A 25,014-nucleotide genomic window follows, 5' to 3' on the forward strand; every position below is an offset into this window, starting at 1 on the left:
GGAAATTACGAAGTAATTGACGAAGCAATCCAGCTAAAAAATGCTAATTTATAGCATTTTTTATTATCTTTTCTGGATTGCCACGCTCATTTCATTCGCTCGCAATGACGGAAAAATCAATTCACAGAGGCAACCCATACACAAACGTTAATAAATTTACATCATGGAAATGATTGTCCTTTTTTAGTGCCATTAGGAGCTTTGACATTGGATATTGTAGGATTTTCTAACTGTATAGCATTTTTTGCATCCGTCAATTTTGCCATAATTTGGACATTATCCTTAATATTAACTTTATCTTTTCCTACAACCATTTTAGCTCTTTCAATATCCGGTTCATCTTTACTTACAGTTTTTAATTCAGACTTTCCTGATAAAGTTCTTACATCTTCTGTTTTATCTTGAGATTGTCCTGAAACAGCTGCCCCTCTTTTTTCCACCTGTTCTTGTAATAAATTATCTATAGCTTTTAAACGAGCATCTTTAGATAAATCTTTATTATCAATTAAATTAGCCTGTATGAAATCTAACTGATCTTTAGTAGAAGATTTTTCATTAAACTTTTCAGTTAAATCTTTAGCTTGCTTTTCTGATTCAGCTTTCTTTTCTTCATTAGTTTTAAAGTTACTACCACTGGCAGAAAGAATATTACGTAGTTTATCAACTTTGTTACTTACAAAATTAGATACATCGCTTAACATATTTGAAGTTTCTTGTACAACTTTTTCTTGTTCAGATATTATAGGTTTTTCTGTTTGTTGTTTTGATGTATCATCAACAGGTCCTTTTTCAAATCCAGGCTCAGCAGCTTTATTAAGATTTCCCAAAGCCTCCATTGTTTCTCTTGCAGCTTTAACTATATCTTTCTCTGGTTTATCTTGTTCTAGATTTTGTCCTTTTAACCCTTGAGTTAAATTCTGCATTTCCCTTTCTAATATTGCTTCGTTTGCTATATTTTCAAGAGCAGATCTTTCTTCAGGTACAGCATTAGCTTTAATGCTTTTAACAACACCTTGAGTTATTTCAGGACTTTCATTTCCTATACCCTTATGAATTCCATCTATCAAGCCCTTGGTTATTAGTTCTTTATCTTTCAGCTCAGCTGTGCTTTTTACAATTCCATCTTCTGCAAATGAAGCAATAGTAGCTTTCTCTGGTATAGACATGTCTTTATGACTAGCTATAGCTTCACCCACAACCTCAATAATACCTACTTTATCCTTAATACTTAAAGGACTTTGAGCAACTTCTTTTGTAATACCTTCAACTATTTCACCTTTTATTTCCGCTTTAGCTGGACCATCTAAAACATCTGTAGTGATAGTTTTTATTGCATCCGTCTTTTTTACAGCATCAGATAAAGGATCATATAAAATACCCTGTACTTTCTTTATTGTTTCTTCTGCTGCTTGCTTTTCTTTAATTTTATCTAAATTTTGCTGCATTAATTGTTGCTGCTCTGGACTTAGAATTCCTGCTTCTCTAGCTTTATCTAGTACATCACTTTTTAATTGACTTTTTTCTTGAGCATCATGCTTAGAAGCTTCTATTACATTGCTTATTACTTCAAATATCTCTCCTTTTTCGTCTTTATTCAGGTTACTATCTAATACAGCATCAGTTATGCCATTAATAGCATGCAATCTTACATCTGAGGTATTAAGCTCTAAAGCAGAGTCAGTTATCTTTTCTACTATTTGTTTTTTAGCAGCTTGACTTAAACTATCTTGATCTAGAGCAACAGATGTTATTCCTCCAAGCAATTTTGCTTTTTCTGGTTCTGATAAAACATTATCATTATTTATTGTGTCTAATATTTTACCTAAACCCTCTATCCTTACCTCTTCAGGAAGCTCTTTATTACCTAATACATTTTCAGCTAAAGTATTAATTCCTGCTTGTTTTTGGTCGACGCTTGCTTCTTTCTCTCCTAAGATTTTCTCTGCTACCTCACCGATTAAACCAGCTGGCTCATTTTCATTTTTTAAATCTTTATTTAACTGATTTAATAAATTCTGCATAGCTTGCGATAAGCCTGTTGCTGCATCAACTATATCTTGTGATTGTGGTTGTGGCTGCGAAATCTCAACTTGTTGTGGTTGTGGTATTTGTGAAACCCCAGGCTTTTGCCCTGAACTAAAAGGTGTTATAGGAGGCACTTGATTGGAAGCTATCCCCGATTGAGGTTCAGGTATCGCTGTATTTTTAGTTTCAATAGGCTTTTCATTTGCTGGATCTATTTGTTGTGAAGATACAGATTTTTCACCTCCTTGAACTCTATAAATATCTTGGTCTATAGTTTGTGAGACATCAACGCCCTGCCCTTTATTTACTGCAACCTCTTTCATCATGGCTTCATATTTGCTTCGTGTTACAGGCAGCGTATAAATTTCTCCACCATGCTCTATATAACCTACTGCATTTTCATCTTTTCCCATAAATTTTATAGGTTGCGGTGAGCTTATTTCTTTGAGTTTAGGAGTACCATCAGGATGCGGATCTGCTTCATAGTGAGCAGTAAAACGGAGTGCATTATTAGATTTACCCTCTTTATTTTGTGCAACAAGCGATAAATGCATCGTACCACTTTTGCCCTCAAGGTCTGTAGGAAAGTCTATCGTTCTATATGAATTAACTGTAACTGGAGTACCATCCTGCTTATAGACAGTCATCGGGGCAGTTTTATGAGTTTTTTCGGCTAACGTACAAATTTCTTCACCAGCATCATTTTTAATTACTGTTGATCTAAGATCACCTGCACTTATTTGATTTTCCCATTGCATTGACCTAAATCCACCAACATATTTATTGGCATATTCTTGTCTAATGTTTTCATATTGCCCTTTAAACTGCTCGTTAGATAAAGCTTTATCATATAAGCCTTGTCTTTCCTCTGCATTAAGGTTTGCTAGAAATTGTCTGAATTTTTCTTTATCTTTTGCTTCTTCTGAGTAAGCAGGATCATTATTAAGATAATTTCTTAATAACTCTTCTTGTTCTTCTTTAATTTTATTTTCACGATAAACTTCTGCACTATGTGATGCATGAACATTCTTATAGCCTGCTATTTCTATATTTTCTAATCCCTTTTTAAGATCAGGATTTTCTAAAGCTTTATCGTATAATTCTCTTTTATTTGGATCTTCATTCAAAGTTCTTAAAAAATCTCTAAATTTTTCGTCATTTTCAAAATTAGGTTTCAGATCAGGATTTTCTGCATTTTCTTTTAGTAACTGATTTCTTATTAAATCATGCTGCTTTTCCAGAATTTCTTTTCGAATAGCTTCAGTTATTGGATCTATAAAGCCATCTCCTGATATACCTCCTACTAAAGCACTAGCCGAAAGCGAAGATGTTGAAGTGGCAGTAGCAGGTGTAGTATCAGTACTACTAAAAAAAATACTATCTCCCTCAGACTCAAACAACTCTTGCTCCTGTCTTGTTTGTTCTTGCTTTTCTGCTTCAGTGAACTCTTTATTTGCTATTGGATCAAACTCCTTTATAATTTCTTCTACATTAGGATCTTTACTCATAAAACCTCCAGGCTATATTTTAAATTACATTAATTCTAATAATAGTTTGCTAGTAATAGCAAGAAAAAAATTGTTTTTTATTGAGAAAGTTTAACAGATTTTTTATATTCTTTGTTTAATTCTTTTACTGCCCAAAACCATATTAAACAAGTGATTATAAATATAAACATTAAACATATGGAAATAGATTGATAACTTGCAGAAGGTAAAATAATAAAAACTAAAGATTGTAAAAATGCACTTCCTGATTTTCCAAGTTTTGTACCAAGCACATCAGCAGCAGCTTTTCCTTTTATCTTTATTTCTTTATCTAACGGCACATAAGCCATCTCTTTTGTTGAATCAAATAAGGTATATTTACTTGATTTACTGAGTACATTTTGAATAGCACCGATAGTTATAGCAATTAAAGCCGGATCAGTTAAGATAATACTTGCTACTATCAAACCAGCAGAGTTTTCAAAATTATTAACAGTAAAAAATAATATACCTGTAGTAAAAACTATTATAGGAGTAATAATAGCTGCCGTAAACCAACCGAGTTTTCTAACTATATTTGAGCCAAGTACAACAAAAAGAATAGTAAACGCTCCCGTATAACTTAAATAATTACCGATAAATGCAACATATTCAGTCGGGGTTTTGTATATTTTAGTAGCTGCTGCTTTCCAAGGTCCTTCCACTAAATTTATAGCAATACCATAACAAATAAGTAAAGTTGCAATTAATCTAATATGTCTGGAAGAAAGGATCATCTGAAAGCTTTCGGCAATTGTCATGGTTTTTTTCTTTGCCTTAAAACGCAACAATGCCATATGTTCTTTATCTAGCACTTTGTGATTTAGCAACCAAAAAGTTTTAATACCTACTATCCCTAGAATCAATACTATAGTTAATATAATCTGCACGGAAAGAGTATGAAAAGATGCCTGTAGTGAAAATTTTGCGGCTACATACTCATTAATATGACTTAAATTTTCTAAAAACTGTCCTGCTAAATAAATCCCTGTTTGGCTAAGTAATCCAAATAAAGGATAAAATCTTTTCGATTCTTCAACAGTAGTTATATTATTTACAAATTGCCAAAAAAGTAGTGCAAAAGCTACATTTGGCCATAATTCAGCTATTATATAAAATAGAGAAAAACTCCATTTCGATAAAAGCAAAATAAACCATTTTAAGTTTGGCAGACTTGTAATTAAATTTTGAGCAGTAGTTGGACTTAAATGTAATATCTCGTGATTTGGGAAAATAACATAAGCAAAGAGGGCAAAAAATGCTAAAAATATTGAAATGATCAGATAAAATATATTTTCTGCTTTCATTCTATTAACAAGCTTTACATAAATAGCCGTCATTAAAAAAGCACAAGGCATAACTCCCCAGAACTTTAGAAAGGAAATTGTTTCCGCTCCAATCATCGTAGTAACTATACTATCTTTTAATGCTCTGATTAAATTTTGAATAAATAAAATACAAAACATTAACAAAGTAATGAATAAAAACTTAGAAAGCTCTTGGCGTTTTATTGGCCAAATATAGTCTGAAAATTTATTTATTAACTTGTTGATTTTACGAGGGGAATTATCTAAATTATGACTTGAAAAAGTATGGTTTGAATTATTTTGGTTAATTGTCATTGATTTCTGTCTAACCTAATTGGCTAGAATTATATATTATAGATTTTTTAAACCCACGTCAAGTATATACTCGTTGAACTTGAAAAATTGGCTACGTTATCTTTGCAAGTCCTCCGGTCCTCACGTATTAAGTGATACGCTTCGGTCCTCGGCTTACAGACCGATTACTCTTTTCCAAGTTGATCTTCGTATATAATTCTTCATTTCAGAAAAATAATGTATGAATAGTTATTGGTTAAATGTTTATAAGCCTAAAGGAATAAGCTCGGCTAAACTTGTTAGTATAATAAAAAAAGTACTTGGTAAAGTTAAGATAGGACATAGCGGCACTTTAGATGTCGAGGCAGAAGGAGTACTGCCTCTTGCTATAGGTGAAGCTACAAAATTAGTGCAAATGCTGATTGACGCTAAAAAAACCTATATTTTTACCGTAAAATTTGGTAAGCAAACCGATAGCGGTGACTATGCCGGCAAAGTAATAGCCACAACAGATTTTATACCATCGAAAGAAAGTGCCTATGCCATATGCTCTAAATTTATTGGTACTATAACACAAACCCCCCCTGCTTTTTCTGCTCTTAAAGTTAATGGAGTACGAGCATATAAATTAGCACGAGATGGTAAAGAAGTAGAACTAAAACCACGTAATATAACAATTTATGATCTAAAATGTCTTGATTACGATGAACAAAATGCTACTGCTATTTACTACGCTGAATGCTCAAAAGGTACTTATATAAGGACTTTAGCAGAAGATTTGGCATTGTCCTTGCAAAGTTTAGGATTTGTGATAGAATTACGCCGTACTCAAGTTGGAATATTTAAAGAAGAAAATTCTATTCGAATTGACTCTTCTAATGATATTACCAAACTTTCCCTTGAGGAAAAAAATATAAAGATAGAAGCAATACTGGACGACATCCTGGTTCTTGATGCTAACGACGAGCAAGCACAAAAAATTAAATATGGTCAAAAATGCCTATTTGATTATGATAAAAACGTAGATTTTATGTGGGTTCGCTATAAAGGTGCTTTGCTTGCAATTGGTAGCTTAAATAAGAATTGCTTCCATTCTTTACGAGTATTTAATTTAACGCAATAGACTAATAAGGAGAAATTATCGATGTCGATTACACAAGAACGTAAACAAGAATTAATTAAAAATTATGCTATAAATGATAATGATACAGGCTCAAGTGCAGTACAATGTGCTATTTTAACTGAGCGGATCAATAATTTAACTGAGCATTTCAAATCTAACCATAAAGATCATACCTCAAGAAGAGGGTTATTAATCTTAGTCGGACGCCGCCGTAGATTACTTAATTATATAAAGAAAAAAAATGTAAGCGAGTATTTAGATTTAATAAGTAAGCTCGGTATTAGAAAAATTAAGTAAATTTATGTCATCCATGCGTGGATACCAAAGCGTCTGAGCTAAGTGAATGAAATGAGCGTGGCAATCTCATGAAAAAGCATAAGATTCTTAAGATTGCCGCGTCGAAACTTACAGTTTCTCCTCGCAATGATGCAAAACACTAAAATACAAATTAAGAGATATATATAGATGTTTAATGAGATAATTAAAACAGTTGAATGGGGCGGAAAAACTCTTGAACTGAGTACCGGCAAGATAGCTCGCCAAGCTGATGGAGCAGTTACCGTTAAAATGGGTAATTCTGTACTACTATGTACAGCAGTAACTGCTGCCAAAGCAAAAGAAGGTATTGGCTTTTTTCCTCTAACAATTAATTACAGAGAAATGGCATATGCTGCTGGTAAAATACCAGGCGGCTTTTTTAAGCGTGAGGGCAAAGCATCAGATCGGGAAGTTTTAGTATCACGTCTGATAGATAGACCGATCAGACCATTGTTCCACCCTGCTTTTGTTAATGAAACATTTGTTACCTGCACTGTTCTTTCATATGATCCTGAAACACCAGTTGATATACTTGCTATTATCGGTGCTTCCGCTGCACTTAGCCTTTCACCTGCACCTTATCTAGAAATAGTTGCTGCAAGTAAAGTAGGCTTAATAAACGGGGAATTCGTTTTAAACCCAACACTTGACTTATTAAAGACAAGCCAGCTTGATTTAGTTGTTGCAGGAACAAACGACTCTGTAATGATGGTTGAGTCAGAAGCACATTTACTTTCTGAAGAGCAAATGCTTGCTGCTGTAAAATTTGGCTTTGATAGTTTCCAGCCAGTAGTAAATATTATTAAAGAACTTGCAGCTGAAGCTAAAAAACCAAAGCTTGAAATGCAAGATTTATATCCTGCTGAATTAAAGAATGAAATTAAAAAATTATTTGCAAAAGAAATTGAGCAAACTTTTGCGATTAAATCTAAACAAGAACGTAGTACTAATTTAGAACTAATACCTGAAAAAGTACTTAAGCATTTTGCAGATGATATAGAAAGTAAAAAATATAATAATTACCAAATCGAATCAGCTTTAAAATCTGTTGAATCAGATGTATTACGTGGTAATATTTTACAAAAAAATAAACGTATAGATGGACGTACTACAACAGATATAAGACAAATTACTTGTGAAGTTGGATTATTACCTTGTGCTCACGGCTCAGCTTTATTTACTAGAGGCGAAACACAGAGCTTGGTAAGTAGCACATTTGGAACTAGCTTAGATGAACAAATAATTGATAGCCTTGAGGGTGAATATAAAGAACGCTTTATGCTTAATTATATCTTCCCACCTTACTCTGTTAATGAAGCAATGCCGATGAAAGCTCCAGGAAGACGTGAAGTTGGGCATGGTAAACTCGCTTGGCGTGCTGTTAATCCGGTATTACCTACTAAAACACAGTTCCCTTATTCTATTAGAGTAGTTGCAGAAACTACCGAATCTAATGGCTCTTCTTCAATGGCAACAGTTTGCGGTAGCTCACTTGCTTTAATGTATGCTGGTGTTCCAATAAAAGCACCAGTAGCAGGTATTGCTATGGGGCTTGTTAAAGAAAAAGAAAAATTTGCGGTATTATCTGATATTCTTGGCGATGAAGATTATTTTGGCGATATGGACTTTAAAGTTGCAGGTACTAGCGAAGGTATCACAGCTTTACAAATGGATATTAAAATATCTGGTGTAAATTTTGACATAATGAAAATAGCTTTAGAGCAAGCACGAGCAGGACGTTTGCATATACTTGAGCAAATGAATAAAGTTATTAGTAAACCAAATAATGAGATGAGCAAAAACGCTCCATCTACTACTACTTTAAAAGTTGATAAGGATAAGATCAGAGATATTATCGGTCCTGGTGGTAAAGTAATAAAGGAAATTTGCGAAACTAGCGGTGCTAAAATTGATATAAGCGATGATGGCACAGTTTCTATTTATGCTCCGGATAAGGATAAGCTAAAAGTTGCTTTAGATAAAGTTAAGGCTATTGCTATTGAACCTGAAATAGGTGAAGTATTTAACGGCACAGTGATGAAAATATTAGATTCTGGTGCTTTTGTTAATTATCTAGGCAATAAAGATGGTTTTGTTCATATTAGCGAAATTGCCGAAGAAAGAATCGAATCAGTTAGCAGCATTTTAAAGCAAGGCGATATAGTAAAAGTTAAGCTTATCGGGTTCGATAATAAAGGTAAAGCAAAACTAACTATTAAAAATGCTGAGAAAGATAAATCTTCAGCAAGCCCAAAACCAAAAAATAGTCCTAAAGAACACCAAGAACCTGAAAAACGGGAAAATGGTAAAAAAAGAGCTTGGAACGAAGATAATAATGCTGAAACGACTGAAGTAGTTACAGAACGTAAATATTTTAATTGATAATAACCGTCATTGCGAGCGAACGTAGAGAGTGCGGCAATCTCAGGAAGTAGTATCTGTCTCCTAAGATTGCACACGTACAAAACTTACAGTTTTTCCTCGCAATGACGATTTTTATAAAACAACTATAAAAGCAATGAACCCTATAAACAATTACCAGAATATTGCTAAAAGAGTAATTTCTAGTGAAGCTAGTGCTTTAAAAAAGCTATCTGAATATATCCCTGAAGATTTCAACCGAATTGTAGAGTTTTTACTATCTTTTAAAGGAAGAGTAATTTTAACTGGTATAGGTAAAAGTGGTTATATTGCAAAGAAAATAGCCGCAAGCTTTTCTTCAACTGGTATGCCAGCTTTTTATATACATCCAGCGGAAGCAAGCCATGGGGATCTTGGGATGATTACTAAAGATGATTTAGTAATTATGCTTTCTAATTCCGGTGAAACTAAAGAATTATTTAACATCATTAAATATTGCAAAGATTTTTCTGTAAAAATTGCCGCAATGACAATGAATAAAAATTCTACTTTAGCTGCAAATAGTGATTTCTTACTTATAGTGCCTGAATATTCAGAAGCCTCAATAATTGGAGCTCCTACAGTTTCATCTTTAATAATGCTATCACTTGGCGATGCATTAATGACTGTCATACATGAAGTAAAAGGTTTTACTAAGGATGATTTCAAGTCATATCATCCAGGCGGTAGCATAGGGGCTAATTTGACAGAAATTAAACATTTAATGCGTAGCGGTGACCAAATACCTTTAGTGCATGAAGATACACCTTTTGCTGAAACTATAATTGTTATGAATAAAAAACGCTTAGGTTGTACCTTAGTAATAGATAAAGCTAAGAATTTAGTAGGGGTTATAACAGATGGTGATTTACGTCGTCATATTAACGATCAAATTCATTTAAAAACAGCCTCAGATATTATGACTAAAAATCCTGTATATATTTCATCTGAAATATTTGCAAAAGAAGTTTTAGATTTAATGAAAGCTAAAAATATTACTAATTTACCCATTGTTGACAATAATATCATTATAGGCATTACTCATATACATGATTTATTGCGAGCAGGAGTCAATTAGTATATGCCCTCTTCTTATAAAAGACGGAAAAAATTTTGGAAATTTACTTATTTCCTAATTACACTTGGAATTTTATATGCAGGATATATATTAGTTAAAAGTAGCTACCCTACCGAAGAAAATAATACTAATATTGTAGAAAAAGCTCCAGAAAAAAATCTTGATTTAAAATATAATATTATATTAAAAGATTCAGTTTTTGAGGGGGTAGATAAAAATTTAAATAGCTATTTAGTTAAAGCTGAGCAAGCTATAAAAGATTCGGATAACAAGTATAAATTAGATATAATAAACGGCATATATAACGTAAATCAAAACCAATCAGTTACTGTTTATGCAAAAGAAGGGTTTTTAAACGAAGAGTCGCATATATTAGATTTAAAAAATGATGTAAAATTTTATTTTGAAGATATGATATTTGACACTAATGATGCAAGAATTGATTTAATAAATAAAAGTATAATTAGCAATTCTCCTGCTACATTATTTCATAAAAACTCTACTATTACTTCAGATAGTTTTAACACGCAAGACGACAATAATATTATAATTTTTAAAGGCAATGTCTACACAACTATTGATCTATCGGATTATTAAACTTGTAATATTCTTTACTATTAGTATCTCAACATATGCTGATGATAAAGATATTTCAAACTTACATATCACATCTGATACTTTAATCATTAATAGAGTTAAACAAAAGGCAGAATACCTTGGAAATGTAGTTGTTTATTTTGATAATGCAATACTTAGAACTGAAGAATTATATATTTTTTATAAAACAGTAGATAATAAACAAACCATTGATTATATAGTTGTTCCAACTAAATTGAGTGTTGAGAAAAAAATTAATAATGAGTTATTATTAGCAGATTCAGGAAAATATTTTTTAGATAATAGACAACTTATTTTACTTGGTAATGTTGTATTAGAACGTAATAATAATATTTTAAAAACTAATAAACTTATTTATTATGTGGATATTATTAATAAAAATAGTAAGAAAATAAATTAAATGGACAGCTTACAAGTTAAAAATATATCAAAATCCTATAAAAAGAGAACCATATTAAGTGATATATCTCTTAATGTCAAACAAGGCGAAATAGTTGGTCTATTTGGTCCAAACGGGGCTGGTAAAACAACTTGTTTTAACATCATTATTGGCTTAATGAAAGCAGATTCCGGACAGTTATTATTAAATGATATTAATATAACTAATTTGCCGATTTATTTAAGAGCAAGGCTAGGTATTGGTTACCTTCTTCAAGAACCTTCAATTTTTCGCGGCTTATCGGTTGAAGATAATATTAAAGCTATAATTGAAATATCTGAAAATGATAAAGAAATAATTGAACAAAAAACTCATAATTTACTAGAAAAATTTTCTATAATACATTTAAAGGATCTATCGGCTGCTAGCTTATCAGGCGGTGAAAGACGCAGGCTTGAGATTGCAAGATCGCTTGCAATAGAGCCAAAATTTATCATGCTTGATGAACCACTTGCCGGTATTGATCCGCTGGCTATTTCCGATATCAAAAATCTAATTACTTACTTGCGTGAATTCAATATCGGTATTCTAATTACTGATCATAACGTGCGTGATACTTTAGATATAGTTGACCGAGCATATGTTATTTTCGAGGGGAAAGTGTTATTGGAAGGAAGTAGCAAAGAAATAGCAAATAGTAAGAAAGTTAAAGAGGTTTATCTGGGCGAAAGCTTTAGCCTTTAAGCTATAATGTCATCCCGCGGCTTGTACCTAGGTTGTTGCATGGCTCGAAAAAAGTCCTAGGTGTCATCCCGTGGCTTGTCCACGGGATCCAGTAAAATATACAAATAAAAAAAAACTCGATTTATCTCGCTTTATGCTGGATCTAGTTCCCAAGTCACGGGATGGCAGGGGTAAAATTGAGCCACGCAACAATACGGGTACAAGCCACAGGATAACACCAAACAATATAATAAGGTCTTCATGAACATTAACAAAGACATTTTTAGGGCTTATGACATAAGAGGTAATAGCCTTACCGATTTAACAGTAGAAGTAGCTTATAAGGTTGGTTTTTGCTTTGCAAAGATGACTATAAAGGATGGCAATAATAAGATCTGCGTCGGTATGGATGGTCGCCTTAGCTCCCCTGCTCTTTACAAACTCCTAGAAATAGGATTGGTTAATGGAGGAGCTGAGGTTATAAATATTGGCGTTGTCCCAAGTCCAGTTCTATATTTTGCCGATAAAAAATTTACCCCAGCTGGTAGTATTATGGTTACCGGTTCACATAACCCTCGTGATGATAACGGCTTTAAAATAATACAACATGGCAAATCTTTTTTTGGTTCTCAAATACAGGATTTATTAACAGAGATTTTAAATACTGACTTCAATGTCATTCCTGCGGAAGCAGGAATCCAGCTTAATATGAATATGGATTCCCGCTTTCGCGGGAATGACAGGAAAGGCGGAAATAACAGTGAGGGCGGGAATGACATACAATCAAAATACCTAAATCGTATTCTAGAAAAAATAATAGTAAATTCCAGCCTAAAAGTAGCTTGGGATCCTGGTAACGGAGCAACCGGAAATATTGTTGAAGAGTTAAAAAATCGTTTAAATAATGAAAACATTATCATCAATAGTAAAATTGATGGAAATTTTCCAAGTCATCACCCTGATCCTACTAAAGTCGATAATTTACAAGAATTAATTAAACTAGTTAAAGAACAAAATTGTGACCTTGGTATAGCTTTTGATGGCGATGGCGATAGAATAGGCATTGTAAGCTCAAGCGGTAAGATGTTATTTGGTGATCAAATTTTATGTATTTTTGCCGAGGATATTTTAAAAGAAAACCCAAATGCTACTATAATACTTGATGTAAAAGCTAGCCAGCTTATAGCCGATAGAATCAAATCATATGGTGGGCAAGCTATAATATGGCGAACTGGTCATCCCTTTATTAAAAGTAAAATGGCTGAGTCAAAGGCTTTACTAGCCGGTGAGATGAGCGGGCATATATTCTTTGCTGATAAATATTTCGGTTTTGACGATGCAATCTATGCAGCATTAAGATTTTTGGATTTACTGACTAGATCAAGCAAAACTTTAGACGAAATAATAGATGAGCTACCGAAAAGCTATAGCACGCCGGAAGTTAAAATTTTTGTTTCTTCTGAATTAAAATTACAAATTATTGAAGAAATCAAAGAAAAATTACTAAAGGATAAAATAGAGTTTAATGATATTGATGGAGTAAGAGTAAACACAGAAGATGGTTGGTGGTTATTGCGTAGTTCTAATACTGAATCTGCCATTATTGCAAGAGCTGAATCAAGTAATGCTGAAAAATTAGAAGAGCTAAAAACGATGATTAATCAATTATTAAGCAAGTACGGACTTAATATTTAAGTGCAAAAAAAAGAAATAATTATCTTATGTGGTCCTACTGCTAGTGGAAAATCTTATCTAGGTCATGCACTTGCCAAAGCTTGCGACGGGGAAATAATAAATATTGACTCAATGCAGGTTTATAAAGAAATTCCAATTATTACCGCCTCCCCTCCGGAAAGCTATAAAAGCGAAATTCCTTATCATTTATATAACTTCTTGCCTATTACTGAAGATTTTTCGGTAGTAAAATATTTAAAGCTTGCTGCCGAAAAAATAAATCAGGTAACTACTAGCGGTAAGCTTCCTATATTAATAGGTGGTACGGGATTATATATTAACTCCTTAGTTTTTGGATATAATAATATTCCTGATATATCTGATGATTTAAGGCAACAAGTAAGAAAGCTACATAACGAAATAGGCAATATAGAGCTACATAATAGGCTTACAAAGCTTGATCCACTAGCTTCATCTAAAATTAATCAATCAGACACTCAAAGGCTAATTAGAGCTTATGAAGTAGTACTGCAAACCGGCAAGTCTATTTTCTCTTTCCAAACTTTGCCAAAAGAACAAATTTTATCTGAATTTAATTTTAAAATTATCTTCTTAAACCCTGAGAGAAAATTTTTATATAAAATATGTGATGAACGTTTAGCTAATATATTTAAAGATGGTGCAATAGACGAAATTGCTTTAATCAAAAAACAATTCAATCCTGATTATCTAAATTTAAAAGCTGTAGGCATAAAAGAAATTTTGGCTTATCTAGAAAACAAACTAACTTTGGGTGAGGCTTTAAACTTAGCTCAAACACGAACACGCAGGTATGCTAAAAGACAAATCACATGGTTTAAACATCAGATAAAAGAAAAAATAACTTTAGACTATTCTAACGAAGAAGAGTTTTTACAAGTAACTCGAAAACTTCCTATTTTTATTGACTTGCCAAATAGCAATAAATAATAGACAAGTAGTAAATATTTGAAGTATTTGTAATATTGTACCTAATACCGGTACAAAAGGAACAACTGGCTGCAGTAATATCGGCACTCCGCTTGAAAACATTACTAATCTTGTAGCATCTTGTACTGAGACTTTATTGAATAATAATTTGAATGCAACACATACTAATAATATTATAATACTTCTTTCTAAAAAGAATGTTACAAACCAAAATAATATAATAGCTGGCATACCAAGATAAATAAATAAATTTGGTAAATACATTAAATTATCAGCAAAATATTTTTTTATTATTTCAGGAGTTAAAGTCATCTGACTTTGATCGAATAAACTTGAGTAATTAATGGTACGAGGGAAGCTTTTTTTAGTGTTATCTATTGCAAAATTTATCGTAAGTTTATCTGCCTCAATTACAAAAGGTATCTTGCTTTTTTCTCTAATTGAAACCTGATTTTTTGTATCAATAACAGCTACTTTATCATTATTTTTATTATATAAATAAATAGGTTCTTCATCTTTTACAAGAATCCGTGAATTAGCATATTGCATTTCCGGTAATTGATTGATGATATACTCAATATTATCTGTCATTTTTGTCTGTTTTATTCCGTTAAAGCTGTCTTTCAAGGTTATTAGATAATTTAATATAAAGATACAATAAATTATTGCTGGAATAAAAGATACGATAAATAAATATCTTATTCCATAACCATGATATTTTTGATATACATCTTTATAGAACTCTATAGAGCTAATTGATAGACGTAACTGGCGGAGTAATGTATTCAATCCTCCTAATATATATGATAACAGATACATTATTTTATTAAACTTTTATACATAAACAGCAGTAATATAGCGTATTATTATAGAAAATTGCAAATTTTTAGTGTATTAAAGTCTAATTTATATATAAGTTTATTGATAAAAAATTATTTATTTACTAATATTTATATTTCGATAAACAATATTAATTTTATATGCTACTTCCTGAAATAACTTTAACTTTAACGGCACTTTTAAGCCAATTCTTTGCCGTAATGCTGCAAGGTAAAAATAGAATTGTTGCTAATATAACTATTTTACTTACCATATTAACAATTTTCGTTATTTTAAAATATTCTTACTCTGAAAGTATATTATACCTAGATTATGTAATGTTTACTACTAATGCAAATATTGCTAATTATAAGGCTATCATATTGATATTTACTATAATATCTATGATAATTTACCGAGATTATTCGGTGCGTAGCGGTGAACCACTAAAATTTGAATTTATAACTTTGATATTATTATCTACAGTTGGGATTTTTGTGGCAATTTCAGCACAGAATTTTTTATTACTTTTCTGTGCTATGGAGCTTACTGCTCTAACTTCTTATATACTTGCTGGTTTTAAATTGAGCGATATTAAATCATCAGAGGGAGCATTAAAATATTTTATATTAGGCAGTTTAGTTAGCTGCTTATCATTATTTGGTATTTCTTTTATATATGGATTTGGCGGAAGCTTACAATTTTCAGATATATTTTATAAGCTAAATGATAGCTCTTCGGTAAATTTAGGTTTAGTAATTGGTGTAGTATTATTTTTAAGCAGTATTTTCTTTAAGCTTTCAAGTGCCCCCTTGCATTTTTGGGTACCAGATGTATATGAGGGATCACCTATCGCTTCAGTTACTTATTTTACAGCGGCTTCAAAAATTGGAGCTGTTGCCATTTTATTAAATATCGAAAATTTAATTATCAAAAACTATCACCCTATTAGCTATAATCTGATAAAAATAATTGCTTTATTATCTATGATATTTGGTGCTCTTGGTGCTATTCGTCAAACTTCCTTAAAAAGATTAATGGCATATAGTACCATTCTAAATATCGGTTATGTATTAATCGGCGTATTGCTGCGTACTGAAGATGGCAATAAAGCTGCTATGCTCTATATGTTGATATATGCAGCCGCAAGTATAGGGTTCTTTACTTGCCTGATTATGTTACTCGGAAACCAAACAGACAAAGCCAATTTTGAAAGCATACAAGGAATTGCAGGAAACCATAAAGCTATAGCTGCTGCAATTTTTATAATTATGTTTTCTATGATAGGTATCCCGCCGCTTGCTGGCTTTCTTGGAAAATACTACCTCTTTTACCAAGCAATTACCCAAGAAGAGTTTTTGCTTGCTTATTTTGGTATCTTTACTAGCGTCATTGCGGCTTTTTACTATCTTAAAATAATTAAAACGATGTATTTTGCTGAAAAACCTAATCCAACAAAAATACCTATTTCCTACGGGTTATTATTAATTAATTTTGTAGTAATAGGGTTTTTACTCTTCGGATCTTTCATTATTTCATCTTAGGTTTAAATGAATTTAGGTAGATATAAGCTATTTGTTTTTGATGAATTAGATAGCACAAACCTTGAAGCCATTAGAATAGCTAAAAATAATAAACCTGATAGAGATTATATCATACTTGCTAAATCTCAAACCGAAGGACGTGGCATAAGCGGTAAAAACTGGCAATCTACTTCCGGCAATTTACATGCTAGTTTACTAATTAAGCCAAATAAAGAGCTTGAATTACTACCGCAATTGTCTTTCGTTACAGCCCTAGCGGCTTATGATAGTGTGGTACATGTCATACCGTGGCTTGACCACGGTATCCAGAAAATAAATGGGATTCCTATACAAGCACGCGGGATGACGCCCCTAGTTCTTAAAAAAATCCAATTAAAATGGCCAAATGATGTTTTAGTAGGGGGTAAAAAAATATCCGGTATACTTCTTGAATCGGTTAAAGTAGAAGATGCTTATTATCTTATTATCGGTGTTGGTATTAATATTACTTATCACCCAATAAATATCGACCAGCCCACTACTAGCTTAGTAGCTGAAGAACTTCCCGTTATCACCCCTCAAGCTTTACTTGAAATATTAATAGAAAATTTTGAAAAATATTATCAAATTTGGGAGCAAGAAGGCTTTTCATTTATTAGAGAAGCATGGCTGAAACATGCTTATAAGTTACATGAAAATATTAGTGTTAAATATCAAAATGACATTGTTACAGGCACTTTTCAAGGTATCGATTCCATAGGTAGAATAATATTGCAACTACCTTCCAAAAAAATACTCTCTTTTTCTACTGCTGAACTTTCCTTTTAGCAAAAATATTACTAAATTTAAATTGTAAATTTAATTATTGTTAATTATTTTTCCGTCATTGCGGGAAGAAACTGCAAGTTTCAACGCAGCAATCTCATGTGTTCCTTGCAAGGCATTGTCTGCATGGGTACTAAGTCGTCATTGCGAGCGAATGAAATGAGCGTGGCAATCCAGAAAAAATAATAAAAAATGCTAATTTTATTAGTATTTGGATCCCGCGATCAAGTCGCGGGATGACAGGGGGAGAATGATTCACGTTGGTAATACCTCCTCTCAATGACAATAAAAGCTTAAGCCCTTAAATTAAAAAGTAATAACATATGCCTCAAAACAATAACCCTAACCCTATTTCACAAATATTTATGAATAAGGCTAATGAGCAATTTAGTAAAATAAAAAAACTGAACTTTAGCCCAACTCCTAGTATTGATGATATTAAAAAACTAAAAGCCATGTCAGAGCATGCAGAAAAATATTTTAAATATGCTTTATTCACAGGTTGTGATAATGCAGCTTATGAGTTAATTCAATTATATGATTTTATATTTACAAAATACCCTGACTCTCAGAATAATGATTTGGAAAAAAAAATATTCCGCGATGATTTAGTTTTATTAGGTCCGAAATTTGAAATTGCCGAATGTGAGCAAATGAATTTAATATTTAACCCACCTACGACAAACGAAAGCGAGATAAATATTTCCTACGATGCTATTTGCAGAACACGAGAATATTTTAGTAATAAAAAATTAGTTGATAATCCTGAAACAAATGATGAGATTATTAATTATTACCTCAAATCTTTTGAAGCAATATCAGAGAAACAGTATTTTAATTCAATAAAAGAAATTACAGGTACAGTTTTAAATTGTGCTGATAAAAAAACTTTAGATTTTATAATTGATGATCATAAACCAAAGATAAAGCCGACTATTACTTTTTATAAAAATAATAAATTACATGAGATCTATTGCGATGCAGAAAAAGATATATCAATAACGATAGTTTATGACACACAAAACAACAACGAGGAAGTTAATCTTAGCGGCTATCCAAACCTTTTAGAAATTATCAATCATTTCTTTAGTATATAAAATCGTATTCAATATGACAAAAAAGAAACCTCCTAAAGTTTATAAAAATGTATATATGACACATGATTATCTATACGAAGAAGGAAAAAAATTCTATCAAGAAGCTATAAACATAGAATTTCCACAAGAGAGAGATCTAACTCCAGATAAAGAAAAGAATTTTAATGCAGCTAAAGAAACTTATTTTAAAGCCATACTATATTTTCAAGGAGCTATGCTTTTAGGAAGTAAAGATGCTTGTGCATATTTGAATGCATTTTATAATAAAAATTATTTAGGAATCGACAATCAATATGCAAGTAATTTAATAAAAATGCTGAGTACTATAACAAAATATACAGATCATATAAATAGGACAAATTCCATATATTTAAAGAATTTTGGAATAGTCAGTGATTCTGATCTTAAAGAGCTAGCTTTTATAGAAACAGGAATAATTAATATTGCATCCAAAAGCTGGGATAAAATTCCTGTTCCTGAGTACTTAATTCTTGCTAATATACAAACCATTATAAGAGATTTTAATAATCCTTTACCTCCTGAAGGTCGCTTAATTACTAATATAAGCGTTTTTGATGGTAGGGAGGAAGTATTTTAAAAAATAGAACTGGAAAAAGAAGAAAAAGAGCAAGAGCTATTAAGTGCATTCACTATATTAAATAACGATACTGCTTCTGGGGTAGTGAAAAAACAAATATTTAATGACAAATCAACAAAATTAATGGGAGAAAATCTAGACTTACTAGATGGTGCAGTACTTTGCACTATATCTTAAAAAAGGAATGAAAACGATGAAAGAAAAATTACCTCATCTTTACGAAATAATAAAAAAGGCATTAAGCGATTATGATGAATATATTGAAATACCTCTTAGAACATCAAAGGATTTAGAAATAACACAAAATAATGAAGCAGTTCTAATTGAACTATATAGAAGATTAAAAGAAATATTCGTTTATGGCGAAGCAAAAGCAGCTTGGTATCTAGCTCAATTCTATTATAATGGTTGGTTATTTGAAAAAGATTGTACGATAGGCAATTTTATTATTGCAATAGGAATAAAGCTTGGTTCTATAAGATGTGCAAATAATGGATTTAAAGGTGACATATCAAAAGATTTAGCCAAAGATTGTGCTAAAGCTATTAAAAATACTAAAAATCAATATCAATTAGACACAAATAGTATTATTACTGACGAAATAAGGAAAAATGCCGAATCTAATTTTAAAAGAAATTTAGAAAATTCTGAATTAAAAAATATATTTGAACCAAAATTTTTTCCTACTTCTTTAGACATATTACAAGAAGCATTAAAATATTATTCTGAAAATATAAAATTACCTCTTACTCAATCAAAAGATTGTACATTAAAAATAACACAAGATAATAAATATATTATATCCAAAATATATGTAAAATTAAAAGAAGCTTTAGTTTGTGGTCAAGAAAATGCCGCTTGGTACTTAGCTCAATTTTATTATAATGGCTGGTTGGTTGAAAAAAATATTATTTATGGAGACTTTATACTTGCGATAGGAAAGCATTTTGAATCTAAAAAATGCTCTAATAGCGATTATAAAGGAGAAGATATTTTAACAGATTACTTACAAAAATTAGTTACAGTTTGTGCTAATTCTATTTCCAATAACAAGTATGTATACCGAGCAGGTATTAATGATACAACGAAGCACAATGCAGAATGTGACATTAATATACATTTAACAATACTGATTTAAAAGACATATTTAATAGTTCAGAATCAACTATTATTCCCACAATTTCAGCTCCTTTACCTAGTACCACACACCAACCATCTAATACAGTAAGGCGAGCTACTCAAAGCGATATAAAAGATTTCAAAAATAAAAAAACTAATAATATAAAAAAAACAAAAAGTACAATAGATTATAATATTAAAGTTGAAAAAGATGAAGAAACAAATTCAGTATTAACAAGCAACAAACCTACTAATATACCAAAAACACAAAGCGAAGTAAATTATAACTCTGCTACTACTAAAAAGGTTGAAGAAAAAACTTTAGTATTAAGAGGCAATAATTATTATCATGAACAACTTGTTAATACACAAGAACCACGAAACACAATAAATATCGAAAATGATGATGATGGAACTCCAGTATTAGGAAAACAAGGATGTACTTGTTTAATAATGTAATAAATAGGATATATTTTGAAAATCGTAGAAATAAATAATAAAGAAATTTTTTATTTAATGCCTAAAAATCAGTTACTTGAAAAAGGTCTGCGACAAGTTGAGATATTATCTATTTTTGAGACAATTTGGGATTCTTATGCTGAAAAAACGATAAATTTATTATTTGAGTCGGCAGTTGAAAATCTAACCTGTGCTATGCTGCTTGGCGAAGAAAAAGCTATTTTGCCGCTTGCACAACTTTATTCTAAAGGTACTATTTATGGTATTTTGCCGGATTTAGTCTTTAGTGATTACATTATCTTGCTGGGTCGAAAACTTGAATATGAAATATGTAATGATATCCCTTTGCAACTTATCACTAATACTAAATATTTTGATAAACAGTTAGAAGATCTAGCTATTATTATTACTTCTAATACCTTATTTTACTATTCTAATTTTAGATGTATAGGGGAAGATATTAAAAAAAAATCGTTAGGGATTGTAATAAGCAGTTCAAAGAAGAATGGCATTTTTGTAAATTTGAATATCCTGATTTAACGTTATCATCTTTTGAGATATTGGAGGAAGAGCAGGATTCAGTAACTGTAACAAACTTTGGATGATAATAAATGTTTAATGTCTTGATTGGGTTCTCTTGCTGTCGCATGGCTTGGTTTTTCTGTCATTGCGAGAAAGTTATGTAATAACCAACGAAGCAATCTTAGGAGTTTTACTTCATGAGATTGCCACGCCACTTTCAGTGGCTCGCAATGACATCCATTTAATACAAAAACAACTTCTTCTGGCTCTTCGATTCTTCGTTTACATTATTGCTACTTTGCGGATAACCATGATCTAATGTTTTTAAATAATCCCCTATTGCTTTAGAGAATTCTTCCATTTTATAACGGAAGAAATGGTCAGCACCGCTAATAATTTTACATCCAACCTTAATATGAGCTTGTTGTTTAGATAACTTACTTGCTAAATCTTTTACTGCTTCAGCTGAAACTATACTATCACTATCACCTTGTAGTACAAATCCTGGAATAGGGCAAGGCGAAAGGAATGAAAAATCATATTTATTTACCGGAGGCGAAATAGCAATAAAGTTATTTATTTCAGGGCGTCTCATCACAAGTTGCATAGCTATCCATGCACCGAATGAAAACCCTAATACTAAATTAGACTGAGCGTTTGGATTATTCTGCTGTAACCAATCAAGTGCTGTTCCGGCATCTATAACCTCACCCACCCCATTATTAAAGTTACCCTCTGAATGCCCTACTCCTCTGAAGTTAATACGTAGAACTGTATAGCCATGCTCAGATAAAACTTTATAGGCGTTATACACTACTGTATTATTCATATCACCGCCATGCAAAGGATGGGGATGAAGAACCAATGCAACAGGAGCATTATATGCTTCTGCTTTTACATATATTCCTTCGATTCGCCCCTCAGGACCGTTAAAATAAATTCGCGACATAATTATTTGTAATATTTAATTTGTTTTTGTTAATAAACTTTGCGTCATTGCGAGCGGAAACTTTATCACTCTGTCATCCCGTGGCTTGACCACGGGATAACAACATTCTTTTATTTACATAGGCAATGCTTCCTCGCAATAACAACTCATCAAGAGAATACTGCCCTTTCGACTGCCTCAGCATTATGCTGCACTAAATCTTTCGCTATTTCCTTAGTAATCATCTTTTTCAGACCATTTTTAAGCTCATGACGAACGCAACCAAGCATTTGCGGTTCAGCAACTATAATTAGTTCTTTATATTTAGCCTGATCTTGACCTACTGCTTTTTCTAAATGTTTTATAACGCTTTTTGCTGCTTCTTTGTGTTCTATATCTTTTAAAGAAGTATGAGGCTCAAACAATGAAGCAGGCGTAGATTTATTTTGGTATAAACTCTGTCTTTTTTCTCTATGGTGGTGATGCTCTTCCAAATCTAAAGGTAACTTTAAAGGCTTATTATTAGTAATTTTAACTCCTTGAGCATCGTAAAGCATCATTTGCTTACTATCGATCACTGCAATTAATTTTAATGCTGTTGTATTATTCATAATACCTCCATAAGAATAGTTGGTAATTGTATGATAATACTAATTATTTCTTAATCCAAGACTAATTTAATACAAATAACAAATTACATTAGTAATTTGCTATTCGAGTAAGTATTAATTTAATAATTTTTGCTTTTCACTATTAATTATCTCTTCAATCTTATCATTAAGAATCCGCACCTCGGTCTGTTCTACCTCTTCCCTTTCTATTACTCCAATAATTTTTACCTTTATAGTTCCAGGCTGTTTAAACCAAAAGCCTCTAGGCCAAAATAAGCCGGCATTATGTGCCATCATTACTATCGGCACTTTAGTAATAGAAGCAAGCTTTACAGCACTTGGCTTAAATTTTACTGTTCGATCAGGCGGAACTTTTGTTGATTCAGGAAATATTATTAACCATAAACCTTCCTTGATTTTTTCCTCACCCTCTCTTAAAATTTGGGCAACTGAACTATTAGTGCCACGATTTACTGCAATCGGCTTAACCATACGAAGTCCCCAACCAAGTAGCGGTATATTAAATAGCTCACGTTTTAATACCCACGAATGTTTAGGGATAATAAGCTGCATAAACATCTGATCCCAAAAGGATTGATGGTTAGATACAACTATTGAAATGGTTTTAGGTAATTTCTCAAGCCCCTCTACCTCATATTTCAAACCACAACAAATTTTTGCAAGCCACACAAAAGTATAAGAAAAGATAACAGCGATCCTATATCTTATTTGATAGTTGACATTGAAAAACGTTACGGGTATGTAACATATAAGAAAAAAGATAAAAGTAAATAACGATAATAATCCGTAAAATGATAAAATTCTTAAACGCCAAAGCATATAGTAAAAATTAAATATTAATTTGGTATATATACATATATTTGTTAATGAATACAATAATAAAGGTATAAAATGAAAAAAACTGTTCTTTCAGGTGTGCAAGCTACTGGTTCTTTGCATCTTGGTAACTATTTAGGCTCGATTCGAAACTGGGTTAAAATGCAGGAAGAATATAATTGTTTTTTCTTTTTGGCTGATCTGCATTCTATTACTGTTGATATAGCACCTAGTGAACTTAAAAGATCGGTTATAGAAACACTTGCGATTTATTTAGCAGCAGGCCTTGACCCTAATAAAGTCACAATTTTTGCTCAGAGTATGGTAAAAGAACATGCTGAACTTGCTTGGTTGCTGAATTGCGTAACACCGCTCGGCTGGTTAAAACGCATGACGCAGTTTAAGGATAAGGCTGGAAAGGACCAAGAAAAAGCATGCCTTGGGCTTTTTTCCTATCCGGTACTTATGGCTGCTGATATACTGATATATAAGGCCGATATAGTGCCTGTTGGTGAGGACCAAAAGCAGCATTTGGAACTAACTAGAGATATCGCCGGCGTAATTAATAGGAAGTTTAATAAGGAAATTTTAAAAGTACCTGATGTTTTAATTGGTGGCTCAGGAACAAGAATTATGAGTCTTAGAGATGGCAGTAAAAAAATGAGCAAATCCGATTCTTCAGATTTTTCTCGTATTAATTTAAAAGATGATAATGATCTTATTCATCAAAAAATTAAAAAAGCCAAAACAGATCATTTAAGTTTTGTTAGTTATGATAAAGAAGCAAGACCAGAGATTAGTAATTTATTAGACATCTATACAAGCTTATCAGAAGAAAAACTTGAGAATATAATTCAGAATTATGAGAATCAAGGCTTTGCAAAATTTAAAGAAGATTTAGCAGAAATTATTATTACAAATCTGCAACCGATGCGTGATAAATATTTAGAGTTAATGAATGATCAGGAATATTTATTCAAAATACTTCACCAAGGTGCAGAGAAAGCAAGAATTAGAGCGTCTGAAACTGTAAATGAGTTAAAAGAACAATTTGGCTTCGTGATATGAAGTAGATTTTGAGAGATACCAAATCGTCATTGCGAGGAAATTACGGAGTAATTGACGAAGCAATCTCAGGAATTTTATACTGTTTTATGAGATTGCCGCGTCGATGCTAGCATCTCCTCGCAATGACGAAAAAACCGCTCCACACAACAATGCTGATTTAATAAGACCTTGCCA

22 protein-coding genes are annotated in these 25,014 nt (G+C 31.8%); 16 read left to right on the forward strand and 6 right to left on the reverse strand.

Going from position 1 to position 25,014, the window contains the following annotated elements:
• Positions 1-161 precede the first annotated feature (161 nt).
• Both AAGD49_RS04680 and tlc4 read right to left on the reverse strand, forming a co-directional pair.
• Complete coding sequence (locus AAGD49_RS04680) at positions 162-3,533, reverse strand: Sca4 family spreading effector (RefSeq protein WP_341788134.1); 3,372 nt, start codon at positions 3,531-3,533, stop codon at positions 162-164.
• Between the two features lie 77 nt (positions 3,534-3,610).
• On the reverse strand, positions 3,611-5,173 hold the full coding sequence (gene tlc4 / locus AAGD49_RS04685) for an NTP/NDP exchange transporter Tlc4 (protein ID WP_341788135.1): 1,563 nt from the start codon (positions 5,171-5,173) through the stop codon (positions 3,611-3,613).
• A gap of 220 nt (positions 5,174-5,393) precedes the next feature.
• On the opposite strand from tlc4, the gene truB reads away from it, so the two are divergent.
• From truB to miaA, 9 genes are all read left to right on the forward strand, one after another.
• Complete coding sequence (gene truB / locus AAGD49_RS04695) at positions 5,394-6,275, forward strand: tRNA pseudouridine(55) synthase TruB (protein WP_341788136.1); 882 nt, start codon at positions 5,394-5,396, stop codon at positions 6,273-6,275.
• A gap of 21 nt (positions 6,276-6,296) precedes the next feature.
• Positions 6,297-6,572 (forward strand): 30S ribosomal protein S15, encoded by a 276-nt coding sequence (gene rpsO / locus AAGD49_RS04700; protein ID WP_011477440.1) that lies wholly within the window; start codon positions 6,297-6,299, stop codon positions 6,570-6,572.
• Between the two features lie 168 nt (positions 6,573-6,740).
• Entirely contained in the window at positions 6,741-8,975 is a 2,235-nt protein-coding gene (pnp, locus tag AAGD49_RS04705; RefSeq protein WP_341788137.1) for a polyribonucleotide nucleotidyltransferase, read from the forward strand.
• 136 nt (positions 8,976-9,111) lie between these two features.
• Positions 9,112-10,071: a KpsF/GutQ family sugar-phosphate isomerase gene (locus AAGD49_RS04710; RefSeq protein WP_341788138.1), complete on the forward strand. Its 960-nt coding sequence runs from the start codon at positions 9,112-9,114 to the stop codon at positions 10,069-10,071.
• Positions 10,072-10,074: 3 nt separating this feature from the next.
• A complete protein-coding gene (gene lptC, locus AAGD49_RS04715) occupies positions 10,075-10,668 on the forward strand; it encodes an LPS export ABC transporter periplasmic protein LptC (protein ID WP_341788139.1) in 594 nt (197 codons plus the stop codon).
• Positions 10,634-11,089, forward strand: coding sequence for an LptA/OstA family protein (locus AAGD49_RS04720; RefSeq protein WP_341788140.1), 456 nt, complete (start codon positions 10,634-10,636; stop codon positions 11,087-11,089). The genes lptC and AAGD49_RS04720 overlap by 35 nt, the downstream gene beginning before the upstream one ends.
• Positions 11,090-11,812, forward strand: a complete 723-nt coding sequence (gene lptB / locus AAGD49_RS04725) for an LPS export ABC transporter ATP-binding protein (RefSeq protein WP_341788141.1) — start codon at positions 11,090-11,092, stop codon at positions 11,810-11,812.
• A gap of 240 nt (positions 11,813-12,052) precedes the next feature.
• Positions 12,053-13,486, forward strand: a complete 1,434-nt coding sequence (locus AAGD49_RS04730; RefSeq protein WP_341788142.1) for a phosphomannomutase/phosphoglucomutase — start codon at positions 12,053-12,055, stop codon at positions 13,484-13,486.
• Positions 13,487-14,434 (forward strand): tRNA (adenosine(37)-N6)-dimethylallyltransferase MiaA, encoded by a 948-nt coding sequence (gene miaA, locus AAGD49_RS04735; protein ID WP_341788143.1) that lies wholly within the window; start codon positions 13,487-13,489, stop codon positions 14,432-14,434. It abuts the gene before it with no gap.
• Here miaA and AAGD49_RS04740 read toward each other — a convergent pair.
• A complete protein-coding gene (locus AAGD49_RS04740; RefSeq protein WP_341788144.1) occupies positions 14,378-15,253 on the reverse strand; it encodes a DUF1189 family protein in 876 nt (291 codons plus the stop codon). The two genes, miaA and AAGD49_RS04740, sit on opposite strands and share 57 nt — an antisense overlap.
• A gap of 161 nt (positions 15,254-15,414) precedes the next feature.
• Between AAGD49_RS04740 and nuoN the strand changes: the two genes are divergently transcribed.
• From nuoN to AAGD49_RS04770, 6 genes are all read left to right on the forward strand, one after another.
• On the forward strand, positions 15,415-16,797 hold the full coding sequence (nuoN, locus tag AAGD49_RS04745) for an NADH-quinone oxidoreductase subunit NuoN (protein ID WP_341788145.1): 1,383 nt from the start codon (positions 15,415-15,417) through the stop codon (positions 16,795-16,797).
• A 6-nt stretch (positions 16,798-16,803) separates the two neighbouring features.
• Complete coding sequence (locus AAGD49_RS04750) at positions 16,804-17,604, forward strand: biotin--[acetyl-CoA-carboxylase] ligase (protein WP_341788146.1); 801 nt, start codon at positions 16,804-16,806, stop codon at positions 17,602-17,604.
• Between the two features lie 320 nt (positions 17,605-17,924).
• Positions 17,925-18,698 carry a hypothetical protein gene (locus tag AAGD49_RS04755; protein WP_341788147.1) on the forward strand — a complete coding sequence of 258 codons (774 nt, stop codon included), beginning with the start codon at positions 17,925-17,927 and terminating at the stop codon, positions 18,696-18,698.
• A 13-nt stretch (positions 18,699-18,711) separates the two neighbouring features.
• Entirely contained in the window at positions 18,712-19,296 is a 585-nt protein-coding gene (locus AAGD49_RS04760) for a hypothetical protein (RefSeq protein WP_341788148.1), read from the forward strand.
• Positions 19,297-19,489: 193 nt separating this feature from the next.
• Complete coding sequence (locus AAGD49_RS04765) at positions 19,490-20,434, forward strand: hypothetical protein (RefSeq protein ID WP_341788149.1); 945 nt, start codon at positions 19,490-19,492, stop codon at positions 20,432-20,434.
• Between the two features lie 455 nt (positions 20,435-20,889).
• Positions 20,890-21,414 carry a hypothetical protein gene (locus AAGD49_RS04770; RefSeq protein ID WP_341788150.1) on the forward strand — a complete coding sequence of 175 codons (525 nt, stop codon included), beginning with the start codon at positions 20,890-20,892 and terminating at the stop codon, positions 21,412-21,414.
• A gap of 223 nt (positions 21,415-21,637) precedes the next feature.
• Here AAGD49_RS04770 and AAGD49_RS04775 read toward each other — a convergent pair whose 3' ends face one another.
• The 3 genes from AAGD49_RS04775 to AAGD49_RS04785 all read right to left on the reverse strand — a co-directional run bounded on the left by AAGD49_RS04775 (position 21,638) and on the right by AAGD49_RS04785 (position 23,775).
• A complete protein-coding gene (locus AAGD49_RS04775; RefSeq protein ID WP_341788151.1) occupies positions 21,638-22,345 on the reverse strand; it encodes an alpha/beta hydrolase in 708 nt (235 codons plus the stop codon).
• A gap of 149 nt (positions 22,346-22,494) precedes the next feature.
• Positions 22,495-22,935: a host attachment protein gene (locus AAGD49_RS04780; RefSeq protein WP_341788152.1), complete on the reverse strand. Its 441-nt coding sequence runs from the start codon at positions 22,933-22,935 to the stop codon at positions 22,495-22,497.
• 114 nt (positions 22,936-23,049) lie between these two features.
• Positions 23,050-23,775: a lysophospholipid acyltransferase family protein gene (locus tag AAGD49_RS04785; protein WP_341788153.1), complete on the reverse strand. Its 726-nt coding sequence runs from the start codon at positions 23,773-23,775 to the stop codon at positions 23,050-23,052.
• 72 nt (positions 23,776-23,847) lie between these two features.
• Between AAGD49_RS04785 and trpS the strand changes: the two genes are divergently transcribed.
• A complete protein-coding gene (gene trpS, locus AAGD49_RS04790) occupies positions 23,848-24,840 on the forward strand; it encodes a tryptophan--tRNA ligase (RefSeq protein ID WP_341788154.1) in 993 nt (330 codons plus the stop codon).
• The last annotated feature ends 174 nt before the right edge of the window (positions 24,841-25,014 follow it).

It is taken from the genome of Rickettsia endosymbiont of Lasioglossum villosulum (genome assembly GCF_964026455.1).
GTDB lineage: Bacteria > Pseudomonadota > Alphaproteobacteria > Rickettsiales > Rickettsiaceae > Rickettsia.